The sequence below is a fragment of the Massilia sp. UBA6681 genome (assembly GCF_002454935.1).
Taxonomy (GTDB): Bacteria; Pseudomonadota; Gammaproteobacteria; order Burkholderiales; family Burkholderiaceae_D; genus Telluria; species Telluria varians.
The window spans coordinates 38,302-49,573 of sequence record NZ_DKJX01000044.1 but is presented as its reverse complement, the minus strand read 5'-3'; the positions used below and the strand labels follow the sequence as shown (position 1 = coordinate 49,573).

The 11,272-nt window shown below is 67.8% G+C and carries 7 protein-coding genes; 1 reads left to right on the top strand and 6 read right to left on the bottom strand.

The features are described 5' to 3' along the window. Nucleotides 1–135: 135 nt before the first annotated feature. Nucleotides 136–894 carry a class I SAM-dependent methyltransferase gene (locus B2R83_RS06105; protein ID WP_292039211.1) on the top strand — a complete coding sequence of 253 codons (759 nt, stop codon included), beginning with the start codon at nt 136–138 and terminating at the stop codon, nt 892–894. A gap of 67 nt (nt 895–961) precedes the next feature. Here B2R83_RS06105 and B2R83_RS06100 read toward each other — a convergent pair whose 3' ends face one another. From B2R83_RS06100 to B2R83_RS06075, 6 genes are all read right to left on the bottom strand, one after another. Next, nucleotides 962–2,884 carry a sialate O-acetylesterase gene (locus B2R83_RS06100; protein WP_292039208.1) on the bottom strand — a complete coding sequence of 641 codons (1,923 nt, stop codon included), beginning with the start codon at nt 2,882–2,884 and terminating at the stop codon, nt 962–964. Nucleotides 2,885–2,899: 15 nt separating this feature from the next. Next, on the bottom strand, nt 2,900–5,161 hold the full coding sequence (locus tag B2R83_RS06095; RefSeq protein WP_292039205.1) for a beta-glucosidase family protein: 2,262 nt from the start codon (nt 5,159–5,161) through the stop codon (nt 2,900–2,902). A gap of 66 nt (nt 5,162–5,227) precedes the next feature. After that, a complete protein-coding gene (locus B2R83_RS06090; RefSeq protein WP_292039202.1) occupies nt 5,228–6,817 on the bottom strand; it encodes a glycoside hydrolase family 43 protein in 1,590 nt (529 codons plus the stop codon). 119 nt (nt 6,818–6,936) lie between these two features. Beyond that, complete coding sequence (locus tag B2R83_RS06085) at nt 6,937–9,156, bottom strand: NADP-dependent malic enzyme (protein ID WP_292039199.1); 2,220 nt, start codon at nt 9,154–9,156, stop codon at nt 6,937–6,939. Between the two features lie 111 nt (nt 9,157–9,267). Beyond that, a complete protein-coding gene (locus B2R83_RS06080) occupies nt 9,268–10,287 on the bottom strand; it encodes a glycoside hydrolase family 43 protein (protein WP_292039197.1) in 1,020 nt (339 codons plus the stop codon). Between the two features lie 16 nt (nt 10,288–10,303). Then, entirely contained in the window at nt 10,304–11,245 is a 942-nt protein-coding gene (locus tag B2R83_RS06075) for a LysR family transcriptional regulator (RefSeq protein WP_036217497.1), read from the bottom strand. Nucleotides 11,246–11,272: the final 27 nt, after the last annotated feature.

Below are 11,272 nucleotides of genomic sequence, written 5' to 3'. Positions count from 1 at the left end.
GAACCGCTCGGCTATATACCGCCGGCCGAAGCTGAGGCAAACTATTACAAGCAACTGAGCAGTCAAGCCGTCCCGGCCTGACTCACACTAACCGGCCTCCACAAAAGCCGGGGCGGTTCATTATGGGAACCGATCATGCTCCGCATTCGCTTGCACACTCACCGTACGCTCCCCTTCCTGCTGGCTTGCCTGTCGGCGCTAACGCCGCTGTCATCCGCCAGTAGCGATGCTGCGGTACAGGCAGCGGGCGCCGATAGCCGCTATGAACGCGTCGCCCGGAGCCCGGATGGTATCGGCAAGCGCTACATGGGCCGCGAGATCGCCGGCGTGATGGGATGGGAGGGCGCCCAATGGCTGGAGCGCGAAAGTCGGGCACGCGAGGAGCGGCCCGAATTGCTTCTGCGCGAACTGGCGCTGGCGCCGGGCATGACGGTGGCCGACATCGGCGCCGGCACCGGCTACTACACCTGGCAACTGGCGAAACAGGTCGGACCCGGCGGTCGCGTCTATGCAGTGGACGTCCAGCCGGAAATGATTCGCATGCTCGACAGCCAGATGGCAAAGCGCGGCGTGCGCAATGTGGTCTCGGTGCTGGGCAGCGAAACCACTGTCAAACTGCCCCCGGCCAGCGTCGACCTGGCAATCATGGTCGATGTCTATCACGAGCTCGCTTATCCTGCGGAGGTCCTCGACAGCATTGTCGAGGCGCTGAAGCCAGGCGGGCGCGTCGTCTTCGTCGAATATCGGGCCGAGGATCCATCGGTCGCGATCAAGCCGCTGCACAAGATGAGCGAGCGGCAGGTCCGGCGTGAAGCCACCGCGCATGGCTTGAAATGGGAACGCAGCATCACATCGCTGCCGCTCCAGCATGCGATCGTGTTTCGGAAGCCCTGAGCACCGATTTTCTTGCGGGATCAGGTGGTTGATGGCGAACTTCATCAGTTCGCCACAAGAGGGCTCCTCAGCGTTTGACATCCATCTCGAAAGGCACCGCCGGCAGGCCGGACTTGCCGTCGTAAAGCGTACAGGTCGGCGCGTCACCCCAGCAATAGCGGATTTTTTTCGCATCGGCGGCTGCGGGCAGCACGAACCGGGTACCCGCGACACGGGCTTCAGTCCAGCGGCAACCGGTATCGGTGCAGACCTCGAAGCCGATCGGGCCCGCCGCGCCATAAGCGACCAGCGCCCCTTCGACCCCATCGAAATCGACTGCCACCCCGTCTCCCTGCGCGCTGGCCGACTTCACCATCGGCCCATTGACGCTGCCCGGCTGGCCATACAGCTTGACTCCAAACGCGCGCGCCAGCCGTTCGCCGACACCCTGCTTGTTGGCGGGATGGATGTCGGTCGGGTCGCCCAGGTCGATCGCCGTGGCCAGCACGGCGTTCGCATCGGCCAGCACCGCGCGGCGCTGCTCCTCACGCAGCTGCGCCCAGCCCGATTCGACCGGCTGCGTCGGACGGGCGCCGAAGTTCGCCAGCTGGACCACGCCGAAAGCCATGCCATTGCCGAACTGGCCGCGCCAGTCCTTGAACAGGCGCGCCAGCAGGCCCTGGTACGGCGAGCCGACGTTGCTCTCGCCCTGGTACCAGAGCGCCCCCTTGAACGGGAAGCGGCCCAGCGGCGCGATCATGCCGTTGGAGAGCACGCTGACCCCAGCCATCGCATCCCAGGGCGCGCGCGGCGGATAGCGGTTCGCGCTCGGCGGCATCTGCCAGCGCCAGCCCGTCAAGGGCAGCACCGAACCGTCGGCCAGGCGCAACTGGCGCGGCTGCTCGCCGTACATGCCGCCGTAGCTCCACAGGTCGAGCACGTTCAGCACGATCGTGTTGTCGCCTGCCTTGAGCGTACCGGCTGCCAGCGGATAGGCGCGCGCCGTGCCGGCGCCCGCCGTGAAGCCGACCGGCTGGCCGTTCACCCAGGTCGTGTCGACCTCGTCGATCAGGCCGAGTTCGAGCGTCGCCGCCTGCGCCGCCTGCGCCGGCGTCAAACGGGCGGTCGCCCCGTACCAGATGCTGCCGTCGTAGCCCGACAGCTCGGGCACGCCCCAGTTCTCCCAGTTCTTGGCGACATCGGGCGCCGCCTTCCACGCCGCCAGGTCCGCCGCAGAGGAAGTCCAGGGCCGCCCCGGGCCACCGGAAGCCTGCCACCAGGCTTCGACCTCCTTGCCAAAGGCGATGCTGGCCTTGGCCGGGTCCTTCGCGTACAGCGCCAGCAGCTCCTGCTGGCGCGCATAGTCCGGCAGCGAGGCCGCGGGCGAGAGCCAGGCCGTCAGGTTCGAGCCGCCCAGCGAGGCGTGCACCAGGCCGACCGGCAGCTTGATCTTGCGCTGTAGTTCCTTGCCGAAGAAGTAACAGGTGGCCGACCAGTCGGCGACCGTCTTCGGCGATGCCGCCTGCCACGCCACCGGCTTGGCCAGCCGCGCCAGCGGCGCCGGCTGCGGATCGACGGCGACCGTCGCCATGCGCAGGTCCGGATTCGTCGACGTGCCGATCACCGTGTCCGCATTCAGGGCGCGGTTGACGGTGAGCTGCATGTTCGACTGGCCCGAGCACAGGAAGACGTCACCGGTGACGACGTCGCCCAGCGTGACCCGCTGGCCGCTGCTGCTCCCGACTGCGAGGGTATCGCTGCGTCCCGCGGGCAGGCTCGGCAAGGTGACAGAAAAGCGTCCGGCGGCGTCGGCGGTGGTCTTCCAGCTGCCGCCGAAGCCGCTCACGGTGATGTGCTCGCGGGCGCCTGCGCGGCCCGACACGACCGCCCCCTGGCGTGGCAGCACCATGTGGTCCTGGAACAGGCTGTCCAGTTGCAGGCTAGGCGCTTCCGCGGCCAGGCCTGGAGCCGCTTGCGCCAGCAAGGCGGCGGAGAGGATGAGTTGTCGCATGCGTCTCCCCTGGTGTCAACGTGCGCGGCCGCGTGCGTCCAGCGTGCTGGCAGGCAGGTCGACGGTCACGCTGGTGGCGTTGGCGGCGGAGGCGTCTTCGGCCAGCGTCAAGCGGATCTTGCCTTTCGGGCGGCGCCAGGTGCGCGACTTCTCGTCGAACATGGCCAGCAGGCGCGGCTCCACCGCGACCTCGACTTCCTTGGTCTCGCCCGGCTGCAGGGCGACCTTGCTCCAGGCGGCCAGGCGCTTCGGCGCCTCCCACTTGGTCGCGAGCGGCGACGCGTACACCTGCGGCACGTCCTTGCCGGCGACATTGCCGGTGTTGGTGACCTTGAAGCGCACGTGCAGGCGGCCGTCCTTGACCTGGCCGGACAGGCCGGAGTACGCGAACGTGGTGTAGGACAGGCCGTGCCCGAACGGGAACAGCGGCTTGTGGCCTTTCAGGTCGAACCACTTGTAGCCGACCGCCGCACCCTCGTGGTAGTCGACCGCGAACTGCAGCTCGGGGTTCTTCGGGTCGCCATCCAGTTTCGGGCGCGGCAGCTGCTGCTCGGATTGCGGGAAGGTGGCCGGCAGGTGGCCGGATGGGTTGACCGCGCCGAACAGCACGTTCGCGATCGCCTCGCCGCCGCTGGTGCCCGGATACCAGGCTTCCAGCACGGCAGGAACGCGCGCCAGCCAGGGCATGGTGACCGGTCCGCCGGTCTGCAGCACCACCACGGTGCGCCCGTTGGCGCCCGCCACCGACGCGATCAGCTCTTCCTGGCCGTCCGGCAGCGCGAGCGTCTGGGCATCGTTGGCCTCGCCGATCCACTGGTTGGCGAAGACCAGGGCGACGTCGGCCCCTGCGGCCACGCGGGCGGCGCGGGCCGGGTCGCGGCCATCGTCGAACACCACCTTGGCATTCGGGGCCTGGGCCTGGATCGCGCGCAGCGGCGAGGACGGGTAGTACACCACCGGACCCGGCCAGGTGGCCGGCAACAGGCCCTTGACCGCGATGCCGCCCACCGGGTACACCTGGGACGAGCCGCCGCCCGAGAGCACGCCGGCATCCGCATGGCCGCCGATGACGGCGATCGTGCGCACGGTTTTCGCGAGCGGCAGGATGCGGCCTTCGTTCTTGAGCAGGACCATGCCCTCTTCCGCCGTCTGGCGGCTCACCGCGCCGTTGGCGGCGAAGTCGATCGCGGCGCCCGGCTTGAGCGGGTTGTCGACCACGCCCTTGGCGAACATGGTGCGCACGATGCGGGTGACCATGTCGTCCAGGCGCTTTTGCGGCACGGCCCCGGTCTTGACGGCTTCTTGCAGCGCGCCGCCGAAGTACGGCGACTTGTCGAATTCCTGGCCGGACTGCTGGTCGAGGCCGCTGTTGGCGGCGGCCACGGTGCTGTGGGTGGCGCCCCAGTCGGACATGACATACCCCTTGAAACCCCAGTCGCGCTTGAGCACCTCGGTCAGCAGCCATGGATGTTCGCAGGTGTACGGTCCGTTGAGGCGGTTGTAGGCGCACATCACCGAGCCCGCGTCGGACTGCTCCAGCGCCAGCTCCATCGCCAGCAGGTCGGACATGCGCAGCGCCGCCTTGTCGATGCGCGCATCGAGCTCGTTGCGGCCGGTTTCCTGGTCGTTCAGCACGAAGTGCTTGAGCGTCGAGATGATCCGGTTCGACTCCACGCCCTTGATCGCCTGGCCGATCATGGTGCCGGCCAGCAGCGGATCCTCGCCCGCGTATTCGAAGTTGCGGCCGTTGCGCGGCTCGCGCTGCAGGTTCACGCCGCCTGCCAGCATGACGTTGAAGCCGGAAGCGCGCGCCTCCGAGCCGATCATCGCGCCGCCGGCGTAGGCCAACTTCGGGTCCCAGGTCGAGGCGGTGCTCAGGCCCGACGGCAAGGCGGTGCGCTCGCGCACGTTGGGGCCGGACTGCGAGGCCACGCCCTGACCAGCGTCGGTCTCGAACAATGCCGGCAGACCCAGGCGCGGCGTGCCCGGGATGTAGCCGGCCGACTGCGGCAATGCCTCCGGATGCTTCTTGCTCTTGCCGAAATCGTGACCGAAATAGCCGAACACCCAGCGCAGCTTCTCCTGCTGGGTCATGGCCTGCACGGCCAGGCGGGCGCGCTGGTCGGCGTCCAGGGAAGCATCCAGCCAGGGCTTCTGGGCCGGCTCGGCCGGCTCGGGCGCGGCGAAGGCGCCGGGGGTGAACAGCGGGAATGCTGCGGCAATGGCCGCGACCAGGGCGGTGCGCGCCGCGGCGGCGGCGTGGTTCTTGCGATGCATGATGTCTCCTGATTGATTTCTTGTTGTGTGCTGCTGCCGCCGACGCGTCGGCCGGCGGCTTGACGATTATTTCTTGCCGTCGGCCGGCCGGTAATCGAACCAGTCGAAATCGGCCGGCGGCATGGGCGCGCCGTCGGCGCTGTGCGCCACCATCCCGAGCACTACCCCGGTGAAGCCGCCCGCGTCCTCGGAACTGAGCGGCGCAGTCGGCGCGCTGCCGAAGTCCGCGACTTCGCGGCCGCCGATGCTGTAGCCGAACACGTAACGCGCCGGGCTGGCGCGCACGCTCAGTTCCACCTTGCCCGCGCCGAGGGGCGCTTCGCGCAGCACGGTGCTCACGCCTTTCACCCTTGTGACCAGCCGGATCACGCGCCCCTTGCCGGTTCCGGCGACGAGCAGCTGGTAGTGGTTGTCCTCGTTCATGCGCAGCGCCAGCCCGGCCTGCTGGCCTTTGGCGCGCGGCGTGAAGTCGAGCAGCGTCGAGGCGCGCAGGTCCCGGTGCGCCTGGCGCTTGCCCACGAAAGCCGGGGTGCCGATGTCCGCCAGCGACAGCTTGCTGCCCTTTAGGCGCAGGAAGCCTGGCCGCTCGGACAGCGACCACAGGTCCTGGGCCGGCCCGCGCAGGAAGATCCACTCGCCGCCCAGCTTGCGCGCGCCGAAATCCTCGCGCGCCGCGGGCGCCGGCCACGGATGCGGCGCCGGCAATCCCGCCGCCTCCGCCTTCTCGAGCAGCGGTGCGCCGCCATTGATCTTGAGCCAGCCGTCCTGGGTCCATTCGACCGGCGCCAGCAGCGTCTCGCGGCCCAGGTGGTGCTTGTGCGCTAGGTGCCGCACACCCAGCAGCACCATGAACCATTTGCCCTCCGGCGTCTGCACCAGGTCGGCGTGGCCTAGCGCCTGCAGCAGCAGGTCCGGGCGGTCGCGGTGGGTCAGGATCGGATTATCCGGCGCGCCTTCGAACGGTCCCCAGGGCGAGCGCGAGCGCGCCAGGATGACCACGTGGCCATACGAGGTGCCGCCTTCGGCATGCAGCAGGTAGTACCAGCCGTTGATCTTGTACAGGTGCGGCCCTTCGGGCCAGACGCCCCCGGTACCGTTCCAGATGCGGCGCGGCTTGCCCTTCAGCTGGCCGGTGGCGACGTCGATCTCGACCTGGCCGATGCCGCCACGTTCGCCGCCGTCCTGGTAGGTGAGGTAGACCTTGCCGTCATCGTCGAAGAACAGCGAGGGATCGATCCCCTGCACGTCCTTGATCCAGACCGGCTCGGACCAGGGGCCGGCCGGTTTGGTGGCGTGAACGATGAAGTTGCCGCCGCCTGCCACGTTGGTGGTGATCATGTAGAAGTGGCCGTTCCCGCAGCGCAGGGTCGGGGCGAAGATGCCCATGGAGCTTTTCTGGCCCGCGAGCGGAAGCTGGCTCGGGCGGTCGAGCGCGTGACCAACTAAGCGCCAGTTGACCAGGTCCTTGCTGTGGTAGATCGGCACCCCGGGGAAGTACTCGAAGGTGCTGGTGGCGACGTAGTAATCCTCGCCATCCCGGCAGATGCTGGGGTCGGGGTTGAATCCCGGGATGACCGGGTTCCTGTATTCGCCTGCCGCGGCGGTGATTGCGCAGGACAGCCCAAGGGCCGCCCACGCTGCGAGACCGAAACGCATCCGAGTTCCTTTCGTGCACGTAATGTTAGCGCAACCAGTATAGGTTACAAAATGGTTACGAGCAACGAAAAGAAGCTGGAGAACACGCACCGGAGAACCCGGCGCGTGGATTGCAGGGTTTAACGCACCGCTGCCACCGCGAGCGCGGTCATGTTGACGACCCGGCGCACGGTCGCGCTCGGGCTCAGGATGTGGACAGGCTTGGCCGCGCCCAGCAGGATCGGGCCGACGGTGACGCCCTTGCCGGCCGCGACCTTCAGGACGTTGAACAGGATGTTGGCGGCGTCCAGCGAGGGCATCACCAGGAGGTTGGCACTGCCCGCAAAGCCAGCGGCGCCCTCGCCTGCCGGCTGGTACAGGCGCCGGATCTCTTCGGACAGCGCGGCGTCGCCATGCACCTCGCCGATCAGCGCCAGGTCCGGCGCGCTGGTCGCCAGCAGTTCGCGCGCTTCGCGCATCTTGCGCGCCGAGGGACGCTCCGAGGAACCGAAGATCGAGTGCGACAGCAGCGCCGCCTTGGGCTCCAGACCGAAGTGGCGCAGTTCGGTGGCGGCCAGGCGCGTGATGTCCGCCAGTTCCTGCGCCGACGGGCTGTCGTTGACGTAGGTGTCGGTGATGAACAGGGTCATCTTGTCCAGCACCAGGGCGTTCATCGCGGCCAGCACTCCCGTGCCGGGCGCGGTGCCGATCACCTCGCGCACATGCGCCAGGTGGCTGTCGTAGCTGCCCGCCATGCCGCAGATGAGCGCATCGACCTGGCCCGACTGCAGCAGGCGCGTGCCCTGCAGGGTGGGGTTGCCGCTGCCATCGGGTTCGGCCAGCTCGTAATCGACGCCGCGCGTCAGGCGCAGGCCGGACTGCTTGACCGCCTGCTCCACCGCTTGCGCCGTGCCGATCAGCACCGGCTTGGCCAGGCCTTCGTCGACCACGGTCTGCACCGCGCGCAGCACGCGCTGGTCGGTGCCTTCGGCATAGGCCACACGGCGCGGGCTGGCCTTGGCCTTGGCGAACACCGGCTTCATGAAGAAACCGGTGTGGTAGATCATCTCGCCCAGGCGCGCGCGGTAGGCGTCCATGTCGGCGATCGGGCGCGCGGCAACGCCGGAAGCCGCGGCGGCTGCGGCCACTGCTGGGGCAATGGCGGCCATCAGGCGCGGATCGAAAGGCTTCGGGATGATGTAGTCGGGACCGAAGCTCAGGTCCTGGCCGGCGTAGGCTTCGGCGACGGTGTCGTTGGCTTCGGCCTCGGCCAGCTGGGCCATCGCGCCCACGCAGGCCAGCTTCATCTCGTCGGTGATGCGGGTGGCGCCGCAGTCCAGCGCGCCGCGGAAGATGTAGGGAAAACAGAGGACGTTGTTGACCTGGTTCGGGTAGTCCGAACGGCCGGTGGCGATGATGCAGTCGGGACGCGCGGCCTTGGCCACTTCCGGACGGATTTCCGGTTCCGGATTCGCGAGGGCCAGGATCACCGGCTTGTCCGCCATGGTCTTGACCATCTCGGCAGTCAAGACGCCGGCGGTCGAGCAGCCCAGGAACACGTCGGCGTCCTTGACGATGTCGGCAAGGCTACGCGCGTCGGTGTCCTGCGCATAGCGCGCCTTGTTGGCTTCCATGTTGGCTTCGCGCCCCTGCCAGATCACGCCCTTCGAGTCGGTAACGAAGATGTTCTCCTGCTTCACGCCCAGGCTCACCATCATGTCGAGGCAGGCGATCGCCGCCGCGCCGGCGCCGGAGGCCACCAGCTTGACGCTGCCGATGTCCTTGCCCACCACCTTCAGGGCATTGAGCAGGGCTGCGCTCGAGATGATCGCGGTGCCGTGCTGGTCGTCATGGAAGACCGGGATGTTCATGCGTTCGCGCAGCTTCTTCTCGATGTAGAAGCACTCGGGCGCCTTGATGTCCTCGAGGTTGATGCCGCCCACGGTCGGCTCGAGCATGGCGATGGCGTCGACCAGCTTGTCCGGATCGTTCTCCGCCAGCTCCAGGTCGAACACGTCGACACCGGCGAACTTCTTGAACAGGCAGCCCTTGCCCTCCATGACCGGTTTGGACGCCAGCGGGCCGATGTTACCCAGGCCGAGGACCGCGGTGCCGTTGCTGATCACGGCCACCAGGTTGGCGCGCGAGGTGTAGTCGGCGGCGGTGCTCGGGTCGGCGGCGATCTCTTCGCAGGCATAGGCCACGCCGGGCGAATAGGCCAGCGACAGGTCGCGCTGGTTCGACAGCGGCTTGGTGGCCACCACCTCGATCTTGCCGCGCACGGGGTTGCGGTGGTATTCCAGCGCGTCGGTGCGCAGTTGGCTGTCGACGTTTGCGCCGAGGCTGCTCTCAGTGCTCATGGGTTCCTCTTTCTTGATGTGCCGGAAGGCAGGTATGCGTAAAACGCATAGCATACTGCACTAGGAGAATCGCGTTGTGCCCGGCTGCCAATCGCGCAGCTTGTTGCGCCTTTAGCGCGCTTGCGCAGGCGCGCGCCGGTCCGCGACCGGCACACCGAAGTCGGGAGTCCCGTCAGGGCGCCACGTGATGGCTTGCGCACGCGTGTGGCGATTGGGGTCGAACAGGGAGTCGCCCGTGATCTTTTCGTAGTTGCGCGCGTGGTAGACCAGGATGTCCTGCTTGCCGTCCGGCGTGGTGGTGAAGGAATTGTGTCCCGGGCCGTACTGCCCGGTCGCTGCACTGCTCCGGAACACCGGCAGCGGCGACTTGGTCCAGGCGGCCCGATCGAGCAGATTGGCGGATTCCGCGGCCGTCAAGAGGCCCAGGCTGTAGCTGGCGTCGGTGGCGCTGGCGGAATAGGTCATGAAGACGCGGCCGTTCTTCACCAGCACGGCCGGGGCCTCGTTGACGTGATGGGTCATCTTCTCCCACGCATAGTCGGGCGTGGTCAAGAGCGTCGCCGGACCCTGGATCGACAGCGGCGTGTTCATCTTCGCGAGGTACACGGCGGTCATGTGCCGGTCCGCCGTGGGCGGCTTCTGGGTCCAGGCCAGGTAGCGCTGGCCTTTGACCACGAAGGTGGTCGCATCGAGGGCAAAGGATTCCCAGCCGGTCTTGAGCTGCCCTCGTTCGATCCACTGCCCTTCCAGGGGATTGGCGGCGGCATTCTCGAGCACGTAGAGGCGGATGTCGAAAGGGGCGTCCTCGCGTCCTGCCGTGAAGTACAGGTACCACTTGCCGTCGATATGGTGCAGCTCGGGCGCCCAGATGTGGCGGCTCATCGGGCCGCTGGCATGCTTGCGCCAGACGACCTTGGCCTCTGCCTTGCCCAGCTCGTCCAGCGAACGGGTGCGGCGCAGTTCGATCCGGTCGTATTCCGGGACGGTGGCCGTGTAGTAGTAATAGCCGTCGCCGTGCAGCGTCACATGCGGATCGGCCCGTTGCAGCACCAGCGGGTTGGCGAATTCGGCGGCGGCGGCCGGCAAGGCCAGCGCGAGCGCCAGTGCGAAGCTGAGACGGGCTTTCATCATGTTCAGGGTCCTCGGGTCAGTAGATCTCGGACGCCGCCAGCCTCACCTGCTTGAGCAGCAGGTCCGCGCCCGGCGCCAGCAGGTGGTCCTGCTGGCGGATGATGCCGAAGGCGTCCATTTTGCAGGGCAGCTCGATCGGCAGGATGCGCATCACGTTCAGCGACGCGTAGTACTGCGCCACTTCCTGCGGCATCACGTGCAGCGAATCGGTCTGCTGCAGCAGCGTGGTGATGAGCAGCAGCGCGGTGGTGTCGACCACGTTCACGGGGGGCTGCAGGCCGGCGCGGCGGAACATCATGTCGAAGCGGTGGCGCAGGATGCTGCCGGGCGGCGGCAGGATCCAGGGCTGGTCGGCGATGTCTTCCAGGCGCAGGTCCCTGGCCTCGAGCAGCGCGTGGCCGGGACGCACCACGGCGCAGGCGGGTTCCTCGGTCAGCTCCTCGTACACCAGGCCGCTCGAGTCTTCCTTCTCCAGGATGCGGCCGATCATGAAGTCGAGCGTGCCGCGCTGGAGCTTGTCGAGCAGGACGTTGCTGGGCTCGAGGTGCACGCCGATGCGCAGCAAGGGCGCCTGTTCCTTGATGCGCGCGATCGCGCGCGGCAGCAGCGCCATCGCCGGCGACATGATGACGCCCACTTCCACCTGCCCGGACAGGCCGGCCTTGAGGGCGACCAGGTCGTCGTGCGCCAGCGCCAGGCTGGTGAGCGCCATGCGCGCGTGGCGGATCATGGTCTCGCCGTAGATGGTCGGTTCCATCCCGCGCGGCAGGCGCTCGAACAGGCGCACCTCCAGCATCTCTTCCAGGTCCTTGATCTGCTTGGACGCCGCCGGCTGCGTCATGTGGAGTTCCTCGGCCGCGCGGTGGATGTTGCGGTAGTCGTCCAGCGCGATCAGGAGCAGCAGCTGGCGCGTCTTGAGACGCGCCTTCAGAAACCAGTTGGGGTTCGTCGTATCCATCAGGAAATCATATCATTTGTGATATCG

Bases quoted from the DNA above. Each gene is read 5' to 3' on its own strand.
- B2R83_RS06075 (WP_036217497.1), bottom strand. From the start codon at position 11,245: ATGGATACGACGAACCCCAACTGGTTTCTGAAGGCGCGTCTCAAGACG.
- B2R83_RS06095 (WP_292039205.1), bottom strand. From the start codon at position 5,161: ATGCATCGCAAGAACCACGCCGCCGCCGCGGCGCGCACCGCCCTGGTC.
- B2R83_RS06105 (WP_292039211.1), top strand. From the start codon at position 136: ATGCTCCGCATTCGCTTGCACACTCACCGTACGCTCCCCTTCCTGCTG.
- B2R83_RS06080 (WP_292039197.1), bottom strand. From the start codon at position 10,287: ATGATGAAAGCCCGTCTCAGCTTCGCACTGGCGCTCGCGCTGGCCTTG.
- B2R83_RS06100 (WP_292039208.1), bottom strand. From the start codon at position 2,884: ATGCGACAACTCATCCTCTCCGCCGCCTTGCTGGCGCAAGCGGCTCCA.
- B2R83_RS06085 (WP_292039199.1), bottom strand. From the start codon at position 9,156: ATGAGCACTGAGAGCAGCCTCGGCGCAAACGTCGACAGCCAACTGCGC.
- B2R83_RS06090 (WP_292039202.1), bottom strand. From the start codon at position 6,817: ATGCGTTTCGGTCTCGCAGCGTGGGCGGCCCTTGGGCTGTCCTGCGCA.